General features: G+C 38.9%; 23 protein-coding genes. 1 reads left to right on the top strand and 22 read right to left on the bottom strand.

What is annotated here, in order from left to right; genetic code table 11:
• Positions 1–376: 376 nt before the first annotated feature.
• Positions 377–1186 (top strand): DUF116 domain-containing protein, encoded by an 810-nt coding sequence (locus tag J7K93_13815; GenBank protein MCD6118078.1) that lies wholly within the window; start codon positions 377–379, stop codon positions 1184–1186.
• Here the strand turns inward: J7K93_13815 and J7K93_13810 are convergent.
• The 22 genes from J7K93_13810 to J7K93_13705 form a co-directional block, all read right to left on the bottom strand.
• Positions 1183–1683 (bottom strand): Gx transporter family protein, encoded by a 501-nt coding sequence (locus J7K93_13810; GenBank protein MCD6118077.1) that lies wholly within the window; start codon positions 1681–1683, stop codon positions 1183–1185. The genes J7K93_13815 and J7K93_13810 overlap by 4 nt on opposite strands.
• Positions 1684–1693: 10 nt before the next feature.
• Positions 1694–2080, bottom strand: coding sequence for a NusG domain II-containing protein (locus tag J7K93_13805; GenBank protein ID MCD6118076.1), 387 nt, complete (start codon positions 2078–2080; stop codon positions 1694–1696).
• Between the two features lie 42 nt (positions 2081–2122).
• Positions 2123–3184, bottom strand: a complete 1062-nt coding sequence (locus tag J7K93_13800) for a glycosyltransferase family 9 protein (protein ID MCD6118075.1) — start codon at positions 3182–3184, stop codon at positions 2123–2125.
• A gap of 29 nt (positions 3185–3213) precedes the next feature.
• Positions 3214–4110: a bifunctional enoyl-CoA hydratase/phosphate acetyltransferase gene (locus tag J7K93_13795; GenBank protein MCD6118074.1), complete on the bottom strand. Its 897-nt coding sequence runs from the start codon at positions 4108–4110 to the stop codon at positions 3214–3216.
• A 23-nt stretch (positions 4111–4133) separates the two neighbouring features.
• Positions 4134–4673, bottom strand: a complete 540-nt coding sequence (cobO, locus tag J7K93_13790) for a cob(I)yrinic acid a,c-diamide adenosyltransferase (protein MCD6118073.1) — start codon at positions 4671–4673, stop codon at positions 4134–4136.
• Positions 4674–4770: 97 nt separating this feature from the next.
• On the bottom strand, positions 4771–5682 hold the full coding sequence (locus tag J7K93_13785; protein ID MCD6118072.1) for a bifunctional enoyl-CoA hydratase/phosphate acetyltransferase: 912 nt from the start codon (positions 5680–5682) through the stop codon (positions 4771–4773).
• Between the two features lie 20 nt (positions 5683–5702).
• Positions 5703–6782, bottom strand: coding sequence for a butyrate kinase (gene buk, locus J7K93_13780; GenBank protein ID MCD6118071.1), 1080 nt, complete (start codon positions 6780–6782; stop codon positions 5703–5705).
• A gap of 44 nt (positions 6783–6826) precedes the next feature.
• Positions 6827–7891 carry a butyrate kinase gene (gene buk / locus J7K93_13775; GenBank protein MCD6118070.1) on the bottom strand — a complete coding sequence of 355 codons (1065 nt, stop codon included), beginning with the start codon at positions 7889–7891 and terminating at the stop codon, positions 6827–6829.
• 19 nt (positions 7892–7910) lie between these two features.
• The gene (locus J7K93_13770) at positions 7911–8489 is read right to left on the bottom strand and encodes an indolepyruvate oxidoreductase subunit beta (protein ID MCD6118069.1); all 579 of its coding nucleotides are present in this window, start codon (positions 8487–8489) and stop codon (positions 7911–7913) included.
• An 11-nt stretch (positions 8490–8500) separates the two neighbouring features.
• Complete coding sequence (gene iorA, locus J7K93_13765; protein ID MCD6118068.1) at positions 8501–10276, bottom strand: indolepyruvate ferredoxin oxidoreductase subunit alpha; 1776 nt, start codon at positions 10274–10276, stop codon at positions 8501–8503.
• Positions 10277–10309: 33 nt separating this feature from the next.
• Complete coding sequence (locus J7K93_13760; GenBank protein ID MCD6118067.1) at positions 10310–11221, bottom strand: 3-methyl-2-oxobutanoate dehydrogenase subunit beta; 912 nt, start codon at positions 11219–11221, stop codon at positions 10310–10312.
• The gene (gene porA, locus J7K93_13755; protein ID MCD6118066.1) at positions 11218–12372 is read right to left on the bottom strand and encodes a pyruvate ferredoxin oxidoreductase; all 1155 of its coding nucleotides are present in this window, start codon (positions 12370–12372) and stop codon (positions 11218–11220) included. The genes J7K93_13760 and porA overlap by 4 nt, the downstream gene beginning before the upstream one ends.
• 13 nt (positions 12373–12385) lie before the next feature.
• Complete coding sequence (locus tag J7K93_13750) at positions 12386–12679, bottom strand: 4Fe-4S binding protein (protein ID MCD6118065.1); 294 nt, start codon at positions 12677–12679, stop codon at positions 12386–12388.
• 9 nt (positions 12680–12688) lie between these two features.
• Complete coding sequence (locus J7K93_13745) at positions 12689–13243, bottom strand: 2-oxoacid:acceptor oxidoreductase family protein (protein ID MCD6118064.1); 555 nt, start codon at positions 13241–13243, stop codon at positions 12689–12691.
• 234 nt (positions 13244–13477) lie between these two features.
• The gene (gene nadC, locus J7K93_13740; protein MCD6118063.1) at positions 13478–14332 is read right to left on the bottom strand and encodes a carboxylating nicotinate-nucleotide diphosphorylase; all 855 of its coding nucleotides are present in this window, start codon (positions 14330–14332) and stop codon (positions 13478–13480) included.
• A complete protein-coding gene (locus J7K93_13735; protein ID MCD6118062.1) occupies positions 14325–17987 on the bottom strand; it encodes a tetratricopeptide repeat protein in 3663 nt (1220 codons plus the stop codon). The genes nadC and J7K93_13735 overlap by 8 nt, the downstream gene beginning before the upstream one ends.
• Positions 17988–18086: 99 nt before the next feature.
• Complete coding sequence (locus J7K93_13730) at positions 18087–19241, bottom strand: hypothetical protein (protein ID MCD6118061.1); 1155 nt, start codon at positions 19239–19241, stop codon at positions 18087–18089.
• A 31-nt stretch (positions 19242–19272) separates the two neighbouring features.
• Positions 19273–19998: an NTP transferase domain-containing protein gene (locus tag J7K93_13725; GenBank protein ID MCD6118060.1), complete on the bottom strand. Its 726-nt coding sequence runs from the start codon at positions 19996–19998 to the stop codon at positions 19273–19275.
• Positions 19999–20012: 14 nt separating this feature from the next.
• Positions 20013–20507, bottom strand: a complete 495-nt coding sequence (locus J7K93_13720; protein ID MCD6118059.1) for an SLBB domain-containing protein — start codon at positions 20505–20507, stop codon at positions 20013–20015.
• Between the two features lie 10 nt (positions 20508–20517).
• Positions 20518–21222 carry a hypothetical protein gene (locus tag J7K93_13715; GenBank protein ID MCD6118058.1) on the bottom strand — a complete coding sequence of 235 codons (705 nt, stop codon included), beginning with the start codon at positions 21220–21222 and terminating at the stop codon, positions 20518–20520.
• Between the two features lie 20 nt (positions 21223–21242).
• Positions 21243–22283, bottom strand: a complete 1041-nt coding sequence (locus J7K93_13710) for a hypothetical protein (GenBank protein MCD6118057.1) — start codon at positions 22281–22283, stop codon at positions 21243–21245.
• Positions 22267–26871, bottom strand: a complete 4605-nt coding sequence (locus J7K93_13705; GenBank protein ID MCD6118056.1) for a hypothetical protein — start codon at positions 26869–26871, stop codon at positions 22267–22269. The genes J7K93_13710 and J7K93_13705 overlap by 17 nt, the downstream gene beginning before the upstream one ends.
• Positions 26872–26876 lie beyond the last annotated feature (5 nt).

Below are 26876 nucleotides of genomic sequence, written 5' to 3'. Positions count from 1 at the left end.
AATTGCCGAATCACTAGTAAAATAGAGCATTTAAGTCCTATTGAACTTTGTTATAAATTGGAAAACAAGTGCTTCGAAATCGATTACTTTTCATATACTTAACGTTGAGTCACATTCAGCTAAAGCTGACTTTTATTTATCCGTGCTTCGAACCAAAACGTGGCACAAAATTACATAAATATATACTTATGTCAAATCATTTTCACGCCATTGTGGAAATACTGGTAGGGGCGGATTCCATATCTGCCAGTGGCACTTTATTTTTGAGCCAATACGGCCTTCAGAGAATACGTATTTTCGATTAAAACCGCTTGTTTTATTGATAATTATATGCTAAATTTATTCCGAAAGATATTGAAATCTTCTTGAGGAATTAATGGAAAAACATCATAAAAATATTATTAAAACAAAAGACAGAAAACTCGGCGATGAATGGCTTGGATGGACAGGAGATTTATCCGGAAATAAAAATATCAATACGGGAAAACGGCTATACATAGGGCTTCTCCTTCTCGCACTCTTTATCACAGGCCTTGGCCTTTTCATTTTCTGGTACCTTATCTCCCCCCGTCTGCAGCAGATCCATTCTTCTGCACCTCTTATTGCAGGAGTGCTTTTTTTCCTGATCTGGTCGCTATTCGGCATCTGGTTTTTATTGATTGTATTTTCAATTATATTTGAAAAACACCTTGTCTTAAAACTCGGCAAAAAAGAATTTACTCTTACATTTACGATTCCTATTGTTTTAGAACTTGCAAAGAATATAGGAATATCACGTGACCGCATAGGGCATTCATTTGTCAAAGTTGTCAATACATTAATAACATCATCTGCAAGAAAAGTGAAACCTGAAAAATTAATGATTCTTCTTCCGAGATGCCTCAGAAAAGAGTATATTGATAAGATAAAAGCTCTCACAAAATCCTTGAATGTTCCGGTCTTTATTGTTTCCGGAGGGTCCAGGGCCAGGGAACTTATTTACGAAAAAAGGCCAAAAGCAATTATAGGAGTTGCATGCGAACGGGATCTTTTAAGCGGTATGCAGGATGTACTGGATAAAATTCCTGTAATCGGCATACCAAACGCCAGACCAGAAGGCCCCTGTAAAAATACTATTGTTGATCTATCTGAAATTGAAAAAGCTTTAAAAGTATTCCTTAATACTCAGGATAAAGCTACAGCTTAAGATGTATTCAAAGAAACAACTTTTAAGGAATAAATTGCAGATAGCCCTACAACCGTACCTGTAATTATTGATGAAAAAATAAACAAAGGCAGGATTGATGTGGTGCCTATATTCTTTATGAACAAGAGATTAGCAGTATAAATCTGTACAATATTATGTACCGCTGCACCTGCAATACTTGCCCCCACAAGGCTTACACTCTTTTGAAAATATTTAATCAGTATTGCCATTACAAAAGTTGATGCAATACCGCCTGTTATGGACATTACAAAAAGCGGGCTAAATAGCCGTCCTGTCAGCAAACTTCCCAAAAATATTCTTAATATCATAACAGTCAAGGCTTCACTCACCCCCCATGATTGAAGCACAATCAATGTAATAACATTTGCCAGTCCGATCCGGATCATAGGAACAGGGCTGGGAATTAAACTCTCTATTGTAAAAATTATTGTACTGATTGCAGTAAGTACTGCAAGTTCTGTTGTTTTTTTTGTCAATTTTTTCTGCTCACATTGTAACTGCGTCTATTTCTCTATCCTTTATGCTCTTGACAGATATTACAACTCTGTTTGGAAGACATACAATAACTTCTCCGTTTCTGCTTATCTTCCCCATCCTGACGCATAATTTATTTTTACATGCTGAATCTGTTACCCATGCTTTTCCATCAGCAATACAGATATGCATCTCTCCTACAGCGCCCTTAACCGTAACATGTTTCTCTTTCGCCTGATTAAGAGAATAAACTGCTGCCAGCTTTTCGTTTACTTTAATATAAAGAGTGCTGCCTTTTTCTTTTGGAATAAGCATAAATGCCAGGCTTATGCATAACAGTACAAAAGCAATTAGAAAATCCCCTGGCTTTAAAATTTTATTTTCTTTTTGCTTAATCATATATTTTTGTTTTCAGGAAAAACAGCACTTTTTGCGATAGGATTATTTAGGCTCAATTAACTTCTGTACTGCGTTCAATACCTGGCCTGCCTTAATTAAAATCATACAATCTTTGTCACAGCTTCCTTTGAAGCACCCTCTGCACGGCACATCAGGCTGAACTATTATACCACGGCCGAAAAGCTCAAATTCATTAGGATTAAAAATGTTATTGAAAAGTACAATCCGTTTGCCAAGCCCGAGAGCCACGTGAAAAGCCATACTTACAGCTGTAACAACCAGGCTGCATTGGTTAACAAGTGTAAAAAATCTATTTATCGGGAAATGCCCCAAATATATTGCACCTGTCTCTTTTGCAATGTATCTGTTCTTTTCATCTTCCTGGCCTCCCCCCAAAAGAAGGACTCTGTACCCCTTGTCAGCAAGTAATTTTGACAGCTCTACCCAGCGCTCAACAGGCCATAACCGTGTTTCCCATCTGTCTCCGCACCCGGTGTTTAACCCTATTATTTTCCCTGTTCCGGGTATATTCCACTCAATTTTATCCTCTACCTCAACAATGTACTCCTCTTTATTATACTCCAATCCGCACATTGCAAAAATTTCTTCAGGGTAGCTCTTTGTATTTAATTTATTAAGGTCATCAAACAATCCTGTAAGCCACTTATCATGAGCAGGTTGATCAACAGGAAAACAAAATCCGTCTTTTAAAACAAATCCTTTTTTATCATCAGCATCAATTCTGTTTGCAAGAGCACATGCTTCGCGGTCTTTATCCAGATTCAGGAGAAGGTCAAACTTCATGTTCTTTAAAATTTCAATTGATTCTGGATTGAAGGAATAGATATAATCTACAGAAGATGGTACAACATCAGGAAAATTTGTAAGCCAGTGGATCTGCGCATCAGGGAACTCTTTCTCAAATCTCCTTATCAGAGGAGTTGTCCTTATAACATCGCCAATAGCGCCGAGTTTAATAATAAGAATTTTTTTACTGATCTTTGTATAATAGGGGCACTCCGAACAGTGTACACCTTCGGATTTATGAAAAGTGCAGGGTATATCCCCCCTGTAAAATTTGCAGTCCCTGTTTACCTGTACCATTCAAACTATCCTTATGCTTATAAGAAATTTCAGCTTGATGCAACGCCAAGAGCAATAGAATTGAGCTTTGTTTCTGCATTATCTGCCCGTGAAAGCAGGATAACAGGCTTCCTGGCACCTGCAATTACTCCGCCGATTCTTGCTTTTGCGAGATATATCAGGCTCTTTGCCAAAATATTTCCACACGCTATGTTTGGTACAATCAATATATCAGGATCCCCGCTGACTTTGCTGCTTATACCTTTAATCTCCGCTGCTTCTCTGGACATGGCAACATCCATAGCAAGAGGGCCTTCAAGAATAACATCGCCGAATTCACCGGTTTTAGCCATCTCTGCCAAAGCCTGCGCATCTTCAGTCTCAACCATGCCGGGATTCACCTTTTCAATAGCTGCTAAAACAGCTATTTTCGGCCTATCAATTCCGAGTTTATGTATAACTTCAATACTGTTCTTTATAATCTCTTTTTTCTGTTCAAGTGTCGGATATATTACCATCCCCCCGTCTGAAATAATCATCAATTTGTGGTATTCAGGCAGCTCAAGCAGAGTTACATGGCTTAACAGCCTTCCTGTCCTGAGATTATATTTCTTATTCAGTACAGCTTTTAAAAGAACCGGAGTACTTACCTTGCCTTTCATTAAAGCGGAGGCCTCACCATTATCCACGATCTCCACAGCTTTTTCTGCAGCATCCGTTTCATCTTCTTTATTGCAAATTAGAACACCACTTATATCAAAGTTAACATCTTGGGCAATTTTTTCAATCTTTTTCTGATTACCAACTAACACTGGCTCTGCAATTCCTTTTTCCTTTGCAATCTTAAGTGCAGTGAGCACTGCTGCACCCTCTGCCCCTGCAACTGCTATCTTTCTTCCTCCATGTTTTACTGCAGCATTTAAAATTTCATTAAAATTGCCAAGCATGGACTCCTCCTTAAATTGTAAAATTAAAAATCCACTCCTCTGCGTGCAGGAATACCTTTTGTAAACGGATGTTTAATTTCCTGCACTTCACTTACGAGATCAGCTTTCTCAATAATTTTCTCATCTGCATAACGGCCTGTAAGAATCAGCTCAACATTTTTTGATTTTTTATCAATAAGGCTCAGCACGTCTTGCAGCCGGACTAATCCGTAATTAACTGCCACATTTATCTCATCCATAATTACAATATCATAGGTTCCATTTGTTACGGCTTCATAACATTTTTCAAAACCTGCCTTTGCAAGGCTCAGGTCTTCTTCGGAAGGTTCTCCCTTTTTCACAAATGTGGGCAGTCCTGACTGGATAAGGTTAAAATTATCTATTTTACTTACTGCTATAACTTCTCCGTAAGACGGGTCTCCCTTCATGAACTGAACCATTAGTACTCTGAAACCATGGCCTGTTGCCCTTAATCCAAGCCCGAGAGCAGAAGTTGTTTTCCCTTTGCCGTTTCCCGTGTATACATGAATCAGCCCTAAACCGGATTTATCGTTTGTATCCATAAAATCATCCCTCTAAATATCAAAACGCATTAAAATTAACAGCAAACGTACCAATGCCCGGTTATACATAATACAACACCGGGCATTTATTAAAAATCTATTTTTCAGAAAGTTTTGCAGCAAGAACAATTGAATAGAATTTTGAATCATCATTATCAGCTCGTGAAGTTAAAACCACAGGAGCTGTTGTGCCTGCAACTACTGCAGCAGTTTTTCCTCCGGCAATTACTGTTGAGCTTTTATAAAAAATGTTTGCAGATTCAATATTTGGGAAAATAAGCACATCTGCATCTCCGCCAACAGGGCTCTCAAGGTCTTTTATTCTGCACCCCTCTTTTGAAAGAGCTACATCAAGTGCAAGAGGGCCGTCAAGTATTGCACCTTTTATCTGATTTCTTCTATTCATCAAAGTCATAATAGCAGCATCGACCGATGAAGGTATCCTTGGATTAACAGTTTCTACTGCTGATAAAATAGCAACCTTCGGCAATTCAATTCCCAAATACCTTGCAACCTCGGTTGTGTATTTAATTAATTGTATCTTCTGAGTTAAATCAGGCAGCGGAATAATTGCTGCATCGGAAATTATTAAAAGTTTATGATATGTGGGTATTTCAAGAGCTGCAATATGACATAAAAGGCTTCCCGGTGGAAGCAGCCCGTATTCTCTGTGAAGAATTGCCTTCATATATTCCGCGGTTTTTACAGAACCCTTCATAAGAAGGTCGGCTTTCTTGCTTCCGACTAACTTTACGGCTTCAACAGCAGCCTCAACTTCATCTTCAATGTTGACAATTTCAAATTTGGTCAGATCAATAGAATGCTCTTTTGCAACCTGTTCCATTCTACTTTTGTCACCAACCAGTACAGCGCGGACAACATTTTCATTTGTAGCCCGGTTAATAGCAAGCATAGTCTCATAATCGTGCCCGGCTGCAACAGCAATTGTTTTAGTAGGTGAGTCCTTTACTTCATTGACAAGCTCATCAAGCCTTTCAATCATTTTCAAAATACCCTCCTGCGGCTTTATCAGCCGGTATATTCTCTGGGCTCTTCTTCACCCCGAACCACTCTAAGCACACCACAAGCAAGAGATTCCATCTCCTCTTCTCCGGGGAACACAAGAATCTTTGAGATCCATGCAACTTTTTTCTCTAATTTTTTAATAAATAACTCGTCATAGGCAAGCCCGCCAGTAAAAATTATCGCATCTACTTCGCCATTAAGGACAGCTGCACATGATCCTATTTCTTTTGCTATTTGATAAGCCATTGCCTCTTGATACAAAATTGCTTTCTCATCGCCATTTTTAACATCGTTTTCAACCTTCCGCATATCGTTTGTCCCAAGATACGCAACAATCCCGCCATTACCTATAAGCCGCTTTCTTATTTCTTTTTCGGTCATCTGTCCGCTTAGCAAAAGATCAAGAAGCTGGGTCGCAGGCAAGCCGCCTGATCTTTCCGGTGAAAAAGGCCCGTCACCGCAAAGTGCATTATTAACATCTATAACACGCCCTTTTTTATGAGCGCCTACTGAAACACCTCCACCGAGATGGGTAACTATAAGATTAACCTCACTGTAATCTTTTCCGAGTTTTCCTGCAGCCTTTCTTGCAACTGCCTTCTGATTTAATGCATGGAATATCGATTTTCTCTGAATTTCAGGCATACCTGATATTTTAGCAATCGGTTCCATTTCATCAACAACAACAGGATCTACAATATAACTTTCTACTCCAATATCTTTCCCAATCTTGGATGCAATCATAGCTCCGAGATTTGAAGCATGCTCTCCATACTTCGCAGACCGTAGTTCTTCTACCATTTTATCATTTACCTTGTACGCACCACTGGGAATTGGTTTCAACAAACCTCCCCTGCCCACAACAACATCAATTGAATTTATATCTACATTCTCTTTATCAAGCAGTTCTTCAATAAGTCTTGCTCTATATTCATACTGATCTGCAATATTATGAAATTTTGCTATCTCATCTGTAGAATGCGATATGGAATTAGTACATAAACATTTCGCATTCTCAAAGACAGCAATTTTTGTTGAAGTGGAGCCCGGGTTTATAGCAAGAATCTTATAATCTTTTCCCAACTTGTATCTCCTTATTTCATCAAGTATTTATAAAATATATAGAATTAATATATTAATTCCTTTTCTTCTTTCCTGAGCACTCTTAGTACCCCCATTACAAGCGACTCCATCTCATTTTCGCCCGGATAAACTTTAACAGGTCCAAGAAAGGATATAAGTGGTTCAAGTTTTTTTATCAGCAATTCTTCCCGTGCCATTCCTCCTGTAAGAATAACAGCATCAATCTTTCCTCTTAAAACAGCTGCCATAGCACCAATCTCTTTTGCAATCTGATAAATCATTGCATCGAAAACAAGCTCAGATTCAGAATCACCCTCTCTGATTCTATCAACAACTTCCATAAGATCATTTGTGCCGAGATATGCAGAAAGCCCCCCATTTCCGACAACTCTTTTTTTCAATTCATTGTATGAAAATTTCCCGGAATAACATAGCTTTACAAGAGAAGACGAGGGCAGAGAACCTGCCCTTTCCGGTGAAAATGGCCCGCCTTCATTGGCATTATTTGCATCAACAATCTTTCCCTGCATCACAGGGCATATAGATATCCCGCCTCCGAGATGGGCAACAATAAAATTCAATTCATTAAGCGATTTTCCCAGTCTCATGGCTTCTTTATGTGCAGTAGCCTTTACGTTCAAAGCATGAACAAGGCTTTTCCGTTCAAGCTCCGGAATTCCGGAAAAACGTGCAACTGGATTAAATTCGTCAACAGATACGGGATCTACAAAAAAGGACGGTATCCCGTCTTTCTCAGACAAATCAAATGCAAGCAATGGGCCGATGTTAGATATATGTTCCGCCTGAACCCTGCCTTCTTTAACATCTTTAATCAAGGCAGGCGTTACCCTGTAAGTTCCGCTGGCAAGAGGTTTAAACGGCCCCCCTCTTCCCACAACAGCATCAAGGCCTCCGGCAGAAATATTCTTTTCTTTAAGAACATTCTCAATGTCAGATTTTCTCATATCCATTTGATCTGTTATCTTTTCAAAAGCACTTATTCTCTCTTTTGAGTAAGATATTTTTTCTGCCCACAATTCAGAATCCCCGTCATAAAGAGCAATCTTTGTGGAAGTAGATCCGGGATTAATTGCAAGGACTTTCTCCATATTTCCATTCTCCGTAGATTTACTTATATTCTCTACCTCTCACAAATGCCTGTAAATTAATATCTTCCGTACCCCTGGGTACACGCCGTTTAATAACGTCTTTCCACACTTTTTCATCAATATCAATAGATTGCGACAAGACCCCGAGAAGGATGGTATTTACCAATCTCGGATTACCGATTTCCCGTGCAGCAGCTTCAGCATCAATACTCTTTACATTATTCACCTTACTCTTGATAATAGAAACAGGATCTTCCGGGTAATTCAATTTTTTTGTAACAACAATAGGAGGAACGAGCCTGTACTCATTCACAATAATATCTCCATCTTTGTCAAGAAAATGGAGCCACCTTAAAGCTTCAGCCTCTTCAAACGCAAGAATCACATCAGCTTCGCCCTCTTTAATAAGAGGAGAAAATACTTTTTCACCAAATCGTACATGGCTTGATACTACACCGCCCCTCTGTGACATTCCATGCACTTCGCTCTTCTTTGCATCAAGGCCTGCTTCAACAGCAACAGAACTTAATATTTCACTGGCCAGGAGGACACCCTGCCCGCCAACGCCTACAATAAGAACATTTTTTCCTCTGCTCATGAAAACCTCATCTATTTCATAGGAACGATTGCATTTACCGGACAAACCTGTGCGCATACCGAGCATCCTGTACATAAAGATGCATCAATATGTGATTTGTTCAGGCCCTTATCTGTCTTCTCATCAGAAAGCCCTATTGCAGGGCAACTTACCTGGAAGCATGTTTTACATCCGATACATTTATCAAGGTCAACTGTAAATGGTGTCTGTTTTACAAGCTTTCTCATCTCAGGCGGGAATAGTGCACACGGACGTGTTGTAATAATAACTGAAAGCTCGTCACGTTCCATTTCCTCCTTTAAAGCTTCTCTTGTTGCAGTCAAATCATACGGATCAACTTTTCTGATATGTTTTACACCTAGAGCTTCACATATTTTGACTTTATCAACTTTTGCACCAATGTCTCCATCAAGAGTTTCGCCTGTGCCCGGATGAAACTGGCCGCCTGTCATTGCAGTAATACTGTTATCTGCAATTACCACTGTAATTCCCGAATTATCGTTTACAGCATTCAGAAGCCCAGTCATGCCTGAATGGAAGAAAGTGGAATCTCCAATAGTAGCGACAATTCCTCTTCCGTCTTTCCTCGCTTTGGCAATACCTACTCCTACGCCTATTGATGCACCCATTTCCACACAAGTATCGCCTGCTTCAATAGGAGGAAGCGCGCCCAGAGTATAACATCCTATATCAGTTGTTACAAGTGCTTTAACTTTCTTCAAAGAATAGAAGAGCCCTCTATGAGGGCATCCCGGACAAAAAATCGGAGGGCGGGGAACTACATCCTCTTTATCATTTGTTTCAATCCTTTTTTCTACGTCAATCACACCGGCTTCTGCAAAGCCTTGTGCAACTCTCTCAGGAGAAAATTCACCAAGATTTGACCAGTATTTTTTCCCTTCACACTTTATTCCGGCAGCTTTAATCTGTTCTTCAATTACAGGTTCAAGCTCTTCAACAACAAAAAGCTTTTTAACTTTAGATGCAATAAGTTCAATCTTTTTCATTGGAAGCGGATAGCTCATGCCGAGTTTCAGGACCCAGGCATCTGGTAATACCTCCTTAACATACTGATAGGAAACACCATTCGTAATAACTCCCACATCCATTGTCCCCTGCTCAAGCCTGTTAATTGAACTATTTTCCGAAGCCTGTTTCAATCTTTCCAGCCGGTCAACAGCTTTTACGTGAAGATCTCTTGCAATAGAAGGCAAAATAACAAATTTCTGAGGGTTTCTTTTAAATCCTGCCACAGGATACTCTTTACGATCTTTTGTAGCCACAACACCTTTTGCATGGCAGACACGGGTTGTAATCCGAAGGAGTACAGGAACATCATAATCAATGCTTAACTTTAAAGCTTCCCCGACAAAATCTTTTGCTTCCTGGCTGTCAGATGGCTCAAGGCAGGGATATCCTGCAAAGCGTGCATATAATCTGTTATCCTGCTCATTTTGTGAAGAGTGCATGCCCGGATCATCAGCACTGACAATAATCAGGCCGCCCGGTGATCCTATTAAGCTTACAGACATAAACGGGTCTGCGGCAACATTCAGCCCTACATGTTTCATTGCAACGAGAGTTCGTGCTCCTTCAAAAGTTGCTCCTATTGCAACCTCAAGAGCTACTTTTTCATTAGGGCACCACTCCTTATAGATTTCAGAATATTTGGCAATATTTTCAAGTATCTCTGTACTGGGAGTACCAGGGTACGCAGTAGCAACATGAACGCCATATTCGTAACATCCTCTCGCAATAGCTTCATTTCCTGATAGTATCTCTTTCATACTTACCTCATGTTTTACTTACATACAAGGAGCTTAATCTGCATTCTCGCCAAAAGCTTTTTCCATCTTTTCAATCCTAGCCCAATTATTATTTACTTCTTTTTGAATGAAATCAATCTCGTCTGCATGAAGATGCCTGAAACGGCCCTGCAGCTTAAGATATTCTTCAACAGGTTTAACATTTTTTATATACTTGTTAATTTTGTATACACCGTCAGTTACCTCATAAAGCGGGAATACATTTGTTTCAGTAGCAAGACGTGCAACCTTCACTGTAATTCCCGGAGGATGCTTCCAACCTGTCGGACATGGAGCATACAAATGGATAAACTTTGCTCCTTTTATCTCTTTTGCTTTTTTGAGCTTTTTAATAAAATCTTCGGGATAGGCTATATTTGCTGTCGCAACATACGGTATATGATGTGCAACCATAATTTCTACAATATTCTTCTTCGGGCCCGTTTTATAATGTTTCACAGGTGTAGTAGTTGTCCATGCACCATGAGGGGTTGCAGAAGATCGCTGAATGCCTGTATTCATGTAAGCTTCGTTATCATAAACAATATAGATAAGATTATCGCCTCTTTCAGCAGCTCCTGAAAGAGCTTGGAGTCCGATATCAAATGTACCGCCGTCACCTGCCCATGCAAGAGTTGTAACATCATCCTTACCAAGCTGGCTTAAAGCATGTGTTATTCCCGAAGCAGTTGATGCAGCTGTTTCAAATGCACAATGGAATACGGGTATTCCCGCTGCCGAATATGGAAAAGGCCCGTCAATTACAGCCCAACAACAGGCAGGGATTGATACTATTGTTTTTTCTCCCAGAGCCTTCAGCGCATAACGCATTCCAAGAGCAGCACCGCAGCCCTGACATGCAAGATGGCCAGGTGACATAACCTCATGCTCTGGTATAGTGAGTTTTACCTTTTTTTCAATATTCATTTCTTTACTCCTATCCAAATAAGGTTCTCAGGCTCATTATTCTTCATATGGCTATGAATTTTTTCTATATCTGCAATAGATACATCGCGCCCGCCAAGCCCTGTTACAAAACCGTAAACAGGAACAGCCGCTCCTGTTTTATAAAGTGCGGCTTTAACTTCAGTAAAGAATGGGCCTTCATGGCCAAACGAAATAGCCCTGTCAATAACACCGACTTTTTTTGCCTTTGACAGTACTTCTCTTATTTCTTCTTCTGGAAACGGCCTGAAATACCTTATTTTGAGTGCTCCGGCTTTGTGGCCTTTCTCTCTTAATCGGTCAACTGCATCTTTTGTCGTACCTGCAATAGTACCGTATGTTACTAAAATCTCTTCAGCATCATCACATCTGTATTCTTCCACTAACCCATACTCTCTGCCAAAAATCTTTCCGAATTCTTTTCCGACACTTCGTATAATTTCTTTTGCATCATTATGAGCATTCTGAATTTTATATGAAAACTCAAAATAATGTTCAGGAGATGTCAAAGCCCCGAAAGACCGCGGATTATTAACATCAAGTTTATATTCAGGGTTGTAAGGAGGCAAAAATGAATCAATAGTTTCTTCATCATACAGATCAACAACTTGCGACGTATGTGAAAGAAAAAATGCATCAAGATTTACCAATACCGGAAGCAGGACATCTTTATTCTCAGCAATTTTATAAGACATTATAACAGTATCAAAAACTTCCTGATTATTTTCACAATAAACCTGCATCCAGCCGGTGTCCCGCTGTGCAATTGAATCTGTGGCATCTGCCCAAATTGACCATCCAGGCGCCAGTGCCCTGTTTACATTAGTCAATACAATGGGAAGCCTTGCACGTGCAGTCCAATGAAGTACTTCATGCATTAAAGCAAGGCCCTGAGATGATGTTGCAGTAAAAGTTCTTGCTCCGGCAGCTTCAGCACCAATACTTGCTGCAAGAGCTGAATGTTCCGATTCTACCTTAACAAAATCCGCTTTAAGCTTTCCGTCAGCTACTATCTCCGAAAGAATTTCAACAATAGTAGTTTGAGGAGTAATAGGATAAGCTGCCACAACATTAACTCGTGCAGCTGTAGCTCCATAGGCTGCTGCAAAATTCCCTGTTAGTACTTTTTTCATATTCTACCTCCTCTCACTTTCCCTCTTTTACTGATGAGATAGCATCAAAGGGACATTCTTCAATACATATTCCGCAGCCTTTGCAAAAATCATAGTCAATTGTCGGCGGAGCAGTAGGAAATATCGCAGGCTCCGGACAAAATTTCCAGCAAATCATACAGTTTTTACACTTATCTTCGTCAATTATCGGACGAATTGATCGCCATGAAGCTGTCTTGTTCTGCCGCATACTGCCAAGTGAAGCAGCCATTGGCGGCATATCAGAAGCACCTTTTATATCTATTTTCTTATCATCTTTTTCAGCCATTCCGACCTCCTAGCTCAATACATTCTCAAATGTTTCACGAGCTGCCTGAGCATTTTCTTCCTTTTTAATAGGTATTTTTGTCATAATCGCATCACAGATAGAATCTATTTTAATGATTCCTGTTGCTTTGGCAACTGCGCCTAAAATTGTTGTGTTAACAATTGGAGCGGCTTTGCTTCCAAGCCCGTATTTTTGAGCTATCATAGAACAATCAGCTGTAAAAACCGATACATCTTTTACTTCCGGGAATGAAAACTCATCAGGTTTCCTCGAAGAATTGATAATTATCTTGCCGCCGGGTTTAAGGCCGTCTGTAATCGGAACTGCGCCTATTAAGCCAGGGTCAAGAACAACAAGAATATCAGGTTCATAAATATAAGAATGAATTCTAATTTCGTTGTCACTTATCCGTGTAAAAGCTGTAACAGGAGCTCCTCTTCTTTCCACGCCAAAAAAGGGAAAAGCCTGTACTTCTTTTCCCTCAGCAAAAGCTGCCATGGCAAGAATGTCGGACGCTTTCACTGCTCCCTGTCCTCCACGCCCGTGAAATCTTATTTCTAACATTCTGCTCCTCCAATAATGATGTAAGTACAAATAAAAAAGTACGCTATAAACTTAAACAATCCATGTCAGTATTACAAGAAATTTTCAATAAAATACATTACATATCAATTATCAAATAAATATTTTCCATTTCCGATAATTTTTAGCCTTATATCATCATTAATATTTGAATATAATTAGAACATTTATCAATTATCTGGATTAAAATCGAAATAAACATACAAAATATTACTTTTAATCAACGAGCAGCAGAGATACATCAAAACTCGGTGCGGAATGAGTCAAATATCCTATGGAAATATAATCAACACCGGTTTCAGCAACTTCTCTAACATTATCAAGGGATACGTTTCCCGAGGCTTCGGTTTCTTTTTTATTGTTAATGAGAACTACTGCCTCTTTCATCATTTCAATTGACATATTATCAAGCATTATTCGATGAACAGGAAGAGCAAGAGCTTCTCTAACCTGTTTAAGGCTGCATGTTTCCACTTCAATCTGAATTTCATTCTCTTTACCTATTGAAAAAAGATATTCCTTTCCGGCCTGCACTGCCGCTGCAACAGAGCCTGCACTTTTAATATGGTTATCTTTAATCAGCATCATATCAAAAAGCCCGAATCTGTGATTTTCCCCGCCGCCCATTTTGACTGCATATTTCTCCAACTCCCTGTAACAGGGAGTTGTTTTTCTTGTATCAAGTATTTTAGCGCCTGTACCTTCTACTTCCCGGACAAATTTTCCCGTAAGTGTTGCAATACCGGAAAGCCTCTGCAAAAAATTCAGTGCAATTCTCTCAGCCTGAAGAATCTCATACACACTTCCTTCGACTGTGCCGATAATATCCCCGTTTTTCACAATACTTCCGTCATCTTTCAACAGGTTTACTGAAACCCCTGAGTTGTTATATATAAAAACTTTTTGAAGTACTGACAGGCCTGCTAAAATTCCATCCTGTTTTGCAACAAGTTTGGCTTGCCCGCTCTTTGAATCAGGAATAATCGCTCTCGTAGTAACATCACCGAGAAAGCTCAAATCCTCCCTGAAACTTTTCTCAATAAGCCAGTCAAGATTTTCGAAATTAATCATTCTGTCTGCCTGTGTTCTGTAATTTTTCAATCTCTTCTATTTTCTTTTGAGCAATCCGGCCGAGATCACTTGCAGCGCCCTCCTGAACAACTATTTTTCTGAAAATCTTTTTTGCATTATCAGGCTCTTTCAATTTTACATAGCATTGGCCTGCTTCATACATAGCAGTTGCCGCCCAGGGGAGTTTCGTTCGCGGAAGAAGATATTTTACCTTGAGGAATTCAAATACAGCTTCCCTGAACCTTCCCATACTTTCGTACGATTTGCCTATCCAGTACTGAATTTCAGCTTGAGTTTCAGAATCCGCTGTCTCCTTTGCCTTTCTCAATGCCTCAATTGCTCTCTGATACTCATTCAATTTCATCAGGAATGTTCCTATTTGAACCCTTTTCTGAGAAATATCATCAGCGTACGGGAATTTCCTGATATACTCTCTGACAAGATAAAGCCCGCTGTCATACATACGGAGCATATCATGAACCCTTATCAGGTATCTCATTGCAAGGCGGGATATATTTTTGTCATCCGGATCTTTTACAGCTTTTGATAAAGCTTCCAAAGCAATATTGTACTGGTTCGACCTGAAATAGTAATCTCCGAGATTCAGATAAACTTTATAAATTATGGGATCATTTTTATATACATCTACCATACGCGTAAGGAGCTGCAGCGCATCCTCAATCTTGTTTGTTATTAAAAGAGCACGCCCTGTCTGCAGTTCCGCCTCAGCAATATAAGGGGTATTTTTATACTTTTTCTTAATTGTTTGAAATTGAGTCAGAGCTGGGGTAAATTCTTTATCATTAAGATATGCTTTGCCTTTTTCAAGAAGAAATTTTGCAATATAATTTTTATAACTTTTATTGGATTTTCTGCCTGACGCAAACATCTTTATCCTTACATCTGCCTGCGGCACCTTGCCCTGTTTCAGAAGTGATAAAATAAGTTCCGATTCAAGTTTGATTTTCTCATCGTCCTCTTTTGTATTTGTAATTGCCAAACCAAGGTATTTTTCAGCTTCTGCAAACTTTTTCAGGCGAAAAAAAAGGCGTCCTAATCTGGCAGCCTTATAAGAATCAGGATTCTCATTGTATATCTCCGTTAATAAGTATACAGCTTCCTGAAACCTGTGCGTTTTTTCCGCTATTTCTGCAATAGATTCATAATAGAACATCCTGTCTGCTGTGTTTACTCTGATATCCATTTTTCCATAAGCGGAACTGGCTTTTTCAAAATCGCCCTTTAATTCATAGGCTTTCCCAAGCATTCTGATTATTTTATTTCTATTTAATCCCGGGCCTTTCATTAACTCAAGCCGGTTCCCTGCTTTTTTAAGGCTGTCAGAATTAAGCATCTGTAAGCATAGGTTTATAACTTCATCGAATTCTTTTTTCTGCATGTGTATGGAAGCAAGGTGGTAGCGGGCACTGTCAGACCAGGCTGAAAAGGGGAATCTTGCTGCAATATCATTTAGATAGAACTCGGCTGTTTTAAGATCATTGTTTTCCTCAAAAAGAATTGCATGTGCATAATAAATACGGGAAATTTTCCCATCATTCGGAAACTTTTTTTCAAAAGCCGTAAAATCAGAATCTGCTTCACTGAAATTTCTATTTGTGAAACTCAGCATACCGGCTTTATAAAGAGCTTTTTCTGCTTCACTTGTTCCGGGAAAACTTGAATTAATGCGATGATAAAAAAAGAGCGCCGAATCCGGTTTTCCGCCTTCTTCAAATCTCTCCCCAATATAGAGCATGGCTTTTGCAGATTGAGCATCTTCAGGATATGAATTAATAATCTTTCTATAAATAGAGACAGCGTTATGAGGATTTTCTTTCTCTTCTATTTCCGCAAGAGCGAATTCCGCTTTTTCAGCAAACGGGCTTGATTTGTACTTTTTTATTACAAGTCTTAAAGAAGAACGTGCGCTGTCAGCATAAATTTTATTATTTTCCGATTTGTAAAGGTTCAGGCAGGTAATACCTATTCTGTATAGGATTGAATCTTCTCCTGAAATATCCGGTTTTTCCTTAAGGTATCCTTTATAATATGACAGAGCACTTTTATAATCTTTAAGGCTGAAAAAAGATATACCAGCCAAATCAAGATATATCTTTGCACCAGCCTCTTCGGTAAGTGCGGCATTAATAAGAGAGCCCATTTTTATTAATATTTTTTGATATGACAAAGGAGACAAACTAATTAAATTTTCTGCACGAATTTTTGCAGAATCAGCCCATTGTGTATATGAAAAATCTCTTTTAAGCCTTTTATAAAGATTTGCCGCCTCTACGGAACGGGAGGACTGTTCAAAAACTCTTGCGTATAAATATATAGCTTCCGGTAAAAAATCAGAATTTTGGTATTCATTCAGAATTTTTCTAAAACAATTTACAGCACCGTCAAAGTCATTAATTTTATCAGCAAGAATTCTGCCCGATTTAACAAGTACTGCAGGACAGAGCGGATCATCAGGATAAAGCTCTGTAAATTTTTTATAAAAAGAAACTGCACGAAGAAAATCGCCTGTTTTAAAATTATACATAGCATCGGCAAGAATGCACTGCTTTTTAATATCAGGATTCAGGCTGTCTGAATTCAGAAGAGATTCACAGACCTGCCCTGCTTTGTAAAATTCATTCATTCCGCTGTATGCAATAGTTAAATAGTAATCTATTTTATTTTTTAAAAAGTGATTATCTGCATTAAAAGATGCCTCTTTAAACGAAAGAGCCGCCTTTTTAAATCTCTTTAAATCAAGATAAATTAATCCGGCATTTTTTTGCGCTTCAGCCTTTAACTCCCTGCTTTCCGACAAAGAAATACTCTTGTCAAAACATGCCAAAGCTTCTCTGTTTTTTGCTATGGAATAATATGCTTTTCCAAGAAGGTGCCACAGCTTGTCCGTATTAGCCCCCGGCTTATTTTTAGATAGATATTCATTGTACATATCTATAATTTTGCTGATTCTGCCGGTTTTTCTGTAAAGGTCGTAGGATAGTATAAGCACTTCAGACCTGTTTCCCATATTTTTTGAAATAGACAACAATTGGTTTATCCCTGAATCTGCCGCCCGATATTCCCTATCCTTAATATATAATTTAACAAGTTGAGAAACAGCTTTTTGTTTGTAAACTCCTTTTGATATGTCTCTTAATTGTATTAACGTAGTCTCCGCATCTTTTATCTTCTTTAATTTAATCTGGATAAATGCTTTTTTAAACAGAGCTTCTTCCTTTAAATCACTGTCCGGATATACCAGTATCAGGCGCTGAAGAGCCTCAACAGCTCCATCAAGGTTATTTTCAGCCTCGAAACATTCTGCAAGAGAATACTGTGAAATTGCAGCTCTCTTTCCTTTTGGAAAATTTAACAGATATTCAAGGAATGCTCTTGAAGCCTTATCATAATCGGCTTGTTTAAATGCACACTTGCCGACAAGGTAAAAAGCCTCTTCTCTTCTCGGGCTTGATGAATAGGTTTTAATAAAATCATTAAACTGCAGAGCAGCCATATCAAAAAGGCCGTCATTATAAAGCCGCATACCGTATGAAAATGCTTTGACTTCATTTTTATCCTGTGCATTTACGGAAACGGAAACAAAAAACAACAAAACCACAAAAAAGAAACTAACTATTTTCTTTTCAGGAGTCAACCTATTACCTCTTTATTAAAATATTATAATTTTTAGCAATAAAACCCTATCTGTGAAACAGATAGGGTTTTACCTTATGATAAAAAATATCTTAACTACCTATTTTTTCTTCTTTTTCTTGTCATCTTCCAATAATTTCCGAAGCCTTTCAAGTTCTTTCTCAACTTTTTTTCTTTCTGCTTTAATTCTTAAAAGCTCTTCATCAGCAGTATTTGTATTGATCTGCTCATCCATCATTCTCTGCAGAAGCTGTTTTTGATTTGCTGCTTTCTTTTCCAGCTTTAACTTATCTTCAGGAACATACATGCTTGTCGGAAGAATGGCAAGCTTTACACCAAGCAGCCCTCTCCACGTAGGGAAATTCGGAAAATTGGAAGGCGGAGATTTGAGGCTTGTACCTGCCCAGTCTGTAGATTCATCCCCTGACATAAGTTTCATATCTACTCCCATCTCAAATGTAACCCATTTATAAGGTTTGTAATAAATTCCAATGGTCAGATATGAACAGAATTCCCTGCTGTATGCAGTTACAGGAGGTTTTGTTAAAAATGTTCTTGCATTAATTTCAACAGAAAAATCGAATGTCCCCGCAGGATAGAGAAATCCTGCGCCTGCAAGGAACTCAGAACTCATAGCCTGCGGTTTTGGATCAGCCGGATTACCTGTGAGTTCTACTCCCACATCATTATGATTAAGATAGCCAAGATTAGCATGAAGAGACCATCCGTCTTTCGGAAATACTGTATTACTAAAATAAGATACAAGGCCTGTCAGCCCCACTTCAACAGTACCTGCAGAATAAGGCTCATAAATTATATTATGCTCCTTCCCTGTAGGTATCCGGGTATAGAGCTGCAATCCGTAAAGAAACGGGCTCTCCTCAGCACCTATTGAGCCTATCTTCATAGATAGATAGAGATCATCAGGTGCATTACCCTGGCCGTCTAGTACATTTCCACCATCAGAATTTGTGTCCTGATAAAAGACAGGTGAAATGCCTATTTCAAAATTCTTGTTTACTCCGTAGTTAAACGAGGAAAATCCCTGAACATTCCACAATGTGTATGCAGATGTTCCGGTTGCCACCTTTCCGAAAAACCTCGTTCCTCCGTAAAACCATAGATGGCCCTGATTTACAACTCTGGCAGAATTAACGTACACAAGCCCGTTTCCGCCAAACCGGGTGGATCCATATCCGGCTGATACTGCAAGCAGGATAACAGCGACTAAAATAAGATATAATTTACGCATCATTTCCTCCGACAAACACGAGTTTTTTTTCAATTCATGTTTTTGTAACTTTTTCAGCAATAAGACAGCTTGCCTTAAAAAGGGATTCGAAAGTACCTGCATCAGTCCACCATCCTTCTAAAAAATCATAGGTCATAGAGTCCTGCTGAATATAGGCATTATTCACATCAGTTATCTCAAGTTCTCCTCTATCAGAAGGCTTCAACCCTTTTATTATATTAAACACATTCCCGTCGTACATATAAATACCTGTAACCGCATAATTCGATTTTGGAACATCCGGTTTTTCTTCAATACTTACAATCTTACTGCCTTTAAGCTCTGCTACTCCGAATCTTTCAGGATCGTCAACTTCTTTTAATAATATTTTTGCACCGCCAGGCTGATTTGTAAAATCCTCAACAGCGGATTTTATACTTCCCTCAATAATATTGTCTCCAAGAATAACGACGATTTTGTCATTTTCAATAAAATATTCGGCAAGCCCCAAAGCCTCTGCAATACCGCCCTCACCTTCCTGATAAACAAAATTAATGTGGTTAAGGCCGAATGCTTTGCCGTTTCCAAGAAGCCTTACAAAATCTCCCGCATTCTTACCTCCGGTAACAATAAGAATATCCTTTATGCCGGCATTCACAAGAGTTTCAATAGGATAGTAAATCATCGGTTTATTGTAAATTGGGAGTAAATGCTTATTTGTCACCTTTGTCAAAGGAAATAAACGCGATCCCAATCCGCCGGCAAGTACAATACCTTTCACAACTGTCTCTCCTTCTATTTCAACCGTTCCTGGGCAATAGCAACAAAGTACAAAATTTGTGCAAATACTGCAAATCCGCCAAGGAAAGAAATGAATTTTTGTATCCAGTGAAAAGTAGTACCTTTTACAATGACTGTATCTCCCGGCTTCATAACAGGAATAAGCCTTTCATCCCCGGTTTTCAAATATTTTTTAACATTAACAGGAATAATTGTTCTTTCCATATTATTGTAGCTTCTCACAATAACAATCTTATTTATCTTTGCTGTTTCCAGCGGGCCTCCGGCATAAGAGAGAAGAGAAAGTAAATCCGTGTTATTCGGAACCATGTACTGCCCGGGAGATTTTACAAAACCCCACACATTTACAGGTATTAAAAGTTCGTTTTCAGTGCCGAGATAGTATCTTGCAGCACGCGGATATACTCCCTGCTGGGCAAATAGTGCCTGTGATAAAAAAATTAAAAACACTACAACAAAACCTTTTGTCAATCCTGATGACTTTTTCATATATATCCCCTTATTCAATTCTAAATAACGTCCAGGCACTTTCCGAACCGCTGTTACTGCCTGATCCTATTACATCAACACGCCATAAATATTCTTTTCCTTTTATCAGCGAATCTACAGATGCTGATCCGTCAACATTAAAAGCCAAAGTCCAGGCACCGGAATAGTTATAGATCATTCGGAATGTCCAGATATAATCACCTGTTCCGGAATCAATAACTCTCAGGAAATTTATATTTTCCTCATTAGGATCAAGCCATTTAAATTCCGGTACTGCTGAAACGCTTCCGTTAGGCTCCACACAAACCGCTTTCTGCAGAAGTTTATAATCAAGAGTATCTGATTGCGGCCCTTCCGAACCATTTCCGGAAATACCTGTTACGTAATAATAATATCTTTGATTTAAAAGAACTGCCTCATCAATAACGAATGTATCAGGTACAACAGTTACAACTGCATATTTCCCTTTTTTCGTTTTTGACCGATAAACCCTGTACGAAATAGTCATTTTATCATCATTACAGCGCCATTGTACTAAAATTGCATTTTTCTCCGGAACTGCGTCAATGCCAACCTCATCTGCAGATGTCTCACTTGCATTTGCAATTATTTTCACTCTTTGAGGCAGATCCAAAACCTGATTTAAATTACAGGATTGTATAAAGATAGCAATTACTATAAAAAAGAGCAAGTAAAAAAATAATAGTTTACGCATGTAAAATCACCCCCCTTTTTTTAAAAATTTACTCTGCAGCCTACCCTGTGAAGATTATTCAGTTCATGTGAGAGAAATGCATAATCGCAATGAAACTTCCATATTTTTATGCCTGCCCCTGCTGTAAATCCGTTGCCGTTCACTCCTGCCCTTAAAGCAAAAACCCCTCCCCCGCTGAACTCAATACCAAACCGTTTCTCTCCTGACCACTGATTGTCATAATCGTATGATATGGTCAGATAATTCTTTTTACCTGCAACAGGTATTGATTGGGATAAACCACAGACAAGGCTTGCAGGAACTACATCTCTGTGATTAGTATTCCACCCGACTGTTAATCCGGTCATGTCTCTTAAAAAAAGCCCGAGAGAGAACACTCCCAAATGCTGTGTATCAAAAGTCTTCCCCATATCAATACGGAACTGCACTCCTCCGTCAATACTGAACCCTGAAGCCTTGTATTCTCCGAGAGCCTGATGTATCCACTTAAAATTGACTCCAAAAGGGACATCCACTATAAAATCATTGTAAATCCAGCCAAGATCAATTCTTAAAGTGTTAAGCTTCGCAAATGAAAAAATAATAGCATCTTCAGCATCGCTTATAGAGCCCTCTTTTTCTCCTGTAGGCCGAAGTGAAAGGTTGTGAAGCCTCTCATAATAGGAATTTCCTGAAAGATCACCGTAAAGAGGGATATCATCAATGGCAAGCCTTACCCAGTTTACCGCAATTGTCGCATTGTTCTTTAATGGTATACCAATACTGATCGCATTAAAATTTGCCATTGGATCAGCAATTGTACCGAACTGAGGCCCATACATCTCTGCAGCTTCTCTTTTTTTAAGTAGCCCGTAACCTGCAGGATTCCAGAAAAAAGAAGAGGCATCATCTGAAAGGCTGCAGAAAGCACTACCCATACCAAGTGCTCTCGGGCCTACACCGATTCTAAGAAACGACGCTCCGTAATCACCTGCAAACAGAACAGGTACAAGAAAAAATACGATAATGAAGGATAAGACCCTATTGTTTATCTTAAATAATAATTTATTGAATAATTGCAATCTTCCCCCTTACCACCTCTTTCCCCTTATCTGATTCAGCTTCAATACTGAAAAAATAGACACCGTTTGCGACTTTTTCTCCTGCCATATCGCTGCCGTCCCATTCAATCTCATGGTAATCAGCACCATGCATCAAATAATCATCAAATTCTTTTACAAGTCTGCCTGATACGGTAAATATCTTCAGTGAAACTTTCTCTGCAGGGCCTGTCAGGATATATGCAAAAATGGTCTTTTCCTTAAAAGGAGAAAACGGATTGGGATGATTTCCCAAATATTTTATTTCAAATCGTGACGATACCAGAAGTTCAACAGGTTCTGTTTTTTTCTCGTTGCCATTTACATCCTCGGCTGTTACAACAAGGTAATGCTCTCCATCTTCAAGACAAGGCCTGTATAAAACCGTTAATGACCTTGGATTTTTAACACTGTCGGGGATTACAATCTCTGATTTATTTGCAGGAATATCATCAAGATATATATTTATTTTATCAGGATTTATATTTACGCCTGAACTATCTTCAACAAGTATCGTTATAGTTGGATTTTCTGCTACATAACTCCCTGACGCAAAGGGCTGCCCCTGAACCTGAATTTCAATTCCCGGCGGGATATCATCTGATTGCTCCCTGACTGAAAAACTGCCGGGCATGGAAACAGTAGCAATAACTTTAGTTTTTTTAACAACACCGCTGCATATAATCCATCTTTTGGAAGCTTCACTCCATCTGTACAAAGCAGGTTTTTTATAATCGTCTGAAACAGGAAGAATAACCGTACCGCTGCATTGAGTATCTTTTGTAAATTTAATATCCACACCATTCTGCTGATACAGAACAGGATCCGTACTCTTTGATATCCTTACACACCAGTTCTCAATCCCGCTTTCAGGAGGAATAAAACAGTATCCAATTCCCTCAACTCCGACTGTATCTTTTACAGAACCCGATATTGTACCGGATTTATTAGTCACATTAAATATTGATGGGATCAATTTAAAATCTGAGTTATTGTTCTCCTCGTTTGTCTCCCCGATTTCAGATTCGGGATCAACTGTTATTGAGATATTCAAATTTCCCGGAACCGGAGAAAACGGTACTTCTGCAGTTTCAAATGAATCCTTGCCTATTGATATTGTATCAAAACTTGTGAAGGATAAATCAGGGCAGATGAACTTTACAACCAATGAATCTACGCCTGATGCCCCTGTATTTGCAATAAAAGCCGAGAGCAGCACCTCATCAGTACCGGTCAGTTCTACTCTTCTGCAGCTCAAATCAGGCATTCCCGGAATATGTATTTTATAAACATCACTCTCTGTTTTTCTTTTTTGATCTGTTACATAGTAAAAATTTAAAATTATATCCGAATCCGGTTCATATGGCCCGAATTGTTTATCTGTGACGAATCTCCGGCTGTTAGTACGCTGCATTAAAGAAATATCTGCAGAAGGATTAGTTATCCTGCACCACATAGAATCAATAGATTCTTCTGAATCAGCTAAAATGGAAATTCTGAATTTAAACCCCGGGTTAACAATCAGGGGATCAGTTTCTAAGGAATCAAAATAACTTTCTGATAATGAGAATGGGATATACTTGTGTTTACCATTATCGGATTGAGCGTTCTTCTCCCAGATTCTTACTCCACCTGTTTCTGAGGCGGATTTCAAAGTATCAGGCACAGGAATAGCTGTTTTCCATTTATTACTCATAAATGTAAAATCAGTTTTGTATACAGGCTGAAGATCACTACCTGTAATTTCAATATTAACATTAGATTGGGATCCTGTGGAATTTCCTTTTATAATAACCGAATCAGAGACTGCCCTTTTTTCAAGTACTGCATCAGCATATTCAGAAGGGAATGCAAGTTTAAGGCATGGGTCGCCGAGAAGCGTGTATTGATATGCATCAGACCTTGCTATACTTCCGCCGTACAATGTCAGGAAATTTCTCTTAGCCTCTTTTATCATCTCCCCGACATACATGTCCGGTTCCGTACGCATAACTCTTAAAAATTCCGTAAGAAGATTATAATCATTAAATATCCAGCCTACTCCAGTAGCACCCCAGAAGCCAACAGCACCTTTATCTTTTGAAACCAGCATGCTTTCTCCAAGGCCTTCACGCGTTGAGGAAAAATCCGCTGTAAAGCATGTCATGCTCGTTACAAACGGATACTTCCCTTTATTGTGAAGCAGGTCCATATCTTCTATTACAAACGTACCTCCGTCTGACCATACAGCTCCGCCTCCGTGCCCTCTGAAATTCAGCAAAAACAGCCCGTTATTAATATATGATACAAGATTATCCCTTGTGCCTACATAGGACGCACCTTTAGCAGAGCTTAAATAAAGCCTTACAGGACTCAGATCAGGCGAAATATCTTTTGAAATAAATTCTTCTGTCTGATATAGAAAAATATTTCCGTGCCCTCCTGCAGCAATAAAGCAGTAACTGTTCTGCCACTGCTGAGCAGGAACATTCCCATACTCGATTGTTTTATCAACAATAGTTTTCAAATTTTCTATAGTTTTTACAGGAAAACGTGCCACTCCGAGGTCCGGTTTATTATCGCCTCCCTCCAGCAAACTGTAAAAATGATCTGCAGCGCAAGCTCCGAATTTAATTGAATGGAATATTGGGACAGGGATCAGATTTCCCTCTGACTGAGACTTTCTTCCCCAGAAGGTACCGCTTCCTGCAAGAAGCACAGTTACAGGCTTAGGATTCCACACATTATATGCCCATCTCAGAAAAAGCCTGATCGGTTCCGGTCCGGGAATACCGTATCCGAACTCATTGTAAATATCATCAAGCATCACAACCGCGCTTTTTATACCATTCTCATCCCTATACTTTACAAGCCTGTTAATATCAGTCAGGAATGAATCAACAGGCACAATAATTATATTAGGCGCTCTGTTATTTGCAAGAAATGAAGCAGGAAACTGTATACTATTTATGCTGTCAGGCATTAAAAGTGATCTGACAGTTGCTGCAAGGTACTCTGCATCAGGAGATACAATACTGTCTTCAAAAGAAAGTGTAAAAGTTTTATTATTAAGAGAGTCTGTAACGCTTTTTACAACTCCCCCTATAATTCTGCTTATATCTTTTTTAAACAGTATAATATCCGGGGAAGAAAAATTTTCAATTGTAAAATTGCAGAAAGCCCCCGAGTATTTTTCAGGAGCTCTGAACCTGAGGAAATTCTCATCAGCTTTAAACAGCCGGGGGTATGTTATTTCAAACCAATCCACATACATTGGTGAAAACTCTCCTCCGGAAGACCTGTTGATTACAGTAATGCTGTTTTTCCCTTCTTCATCCAAAAATGCGGGGCTGAAGTCTGAACTTTGAATCATAGATAAATTTGCACCTGTCCACTCTCCGGATGCAATTAACCTTCCTCCGAGATATACATCAACAGGATTAGCTTCTTCCTGATTTACAGCATCTCCTCTAACCATCATTTTAAATTTTACATATAAGGTAGACCAAATATCAGGATCAGGCAGTGTTACTGAACTCTCCCATTTTTCACCGCCGTTAATTGCTCCGGAATACACCAAATGTTCTTCAGGTTTTGCAAAATTTGCATTTCTAAGCCTGATAAGGCTATTTTTATCATATACTTTTTTTGTAAAGGGATAGGAAAAGGGTTCACCCGAAGAGCTTTTTATCATACCCTCTTCCTGTGAAAATCTCAACCCAGGGGAGTCAGACAGTTCAAGTATGTATACATTTTCCAAAGAATACATTGTCAGCGGCCTGTAATGAGTTACATCAATATCTGATAATTTTTCCCCAAAGAATACAATTTTATCGTCTCTCTGCAGCCCTCTTTTTTTTGAACCTATTATTTCTATGGGAATTTCTCTTCCGAGATTATACAATCTTAAATAATTACGGTTTATTCTGCTTATATCCCAGCCCTTGTCTTCGAGATCTTTTCCGCTAACAGCATACAGCCCTTCTTTTCTGATATATATTTTTACCCTGTTTTTAGTATAATTTAAATTTATCTTTTCAGAACCAGGCATTCTTGATTTTGAACTGATTGATGATTTCTGCGCTGCCCCGCTTAAAAAACCTTGAATTTGTCTTGGATTAATTATCTGCTCGGGATTTTCACCTGTGATTTCAATATAGGCTTTTTCCTCCTGCATATTATTTAATATGGGTCCTGTAATAATTCTGAAAAGATTCTTTGATCCGGCCTTTCCTACTTTTTTAACAACAGCCAATTTCAGCAGATCCTCATTTCCCCCGGTAATTTGAGCTGTGGTATCAAGTCCGAGAGGTGTATCATAAATAAAAGCGGGAATATCTGTTCTGCTGCCTGATTTGCTGATAAACGCAACGCTTATTGTATCGCTCGAAGAAAGTACAAATATTATACTCTGATCTGAGATATTTCCATTAGGTGAGGTCTGGCCGTTTACGGATGTTGAATCTAATTTTAAAAGTATCTTTTCCGAAGATAAATTTGAGGCTTTTACTTCAATACAGAATACAGCTATAAGAAAAAACAGAAGAGGAAAATTCCTTCTCAGGAAAAATGCTGTTTGCTTAATATTCATTATTA

Source organism: bacterium, assembly GCA_021158245.1.
GTDB lineage: Bacteria > Zhuqueibacterota > QNDG01 > QNDG01 > QNDG01 > QNDG01.
The sequence above is the reverse complement of the archived record's forward strand: the minus strand, read 5'-3'. Positions and strand labels throughout refer to the sequence as shown.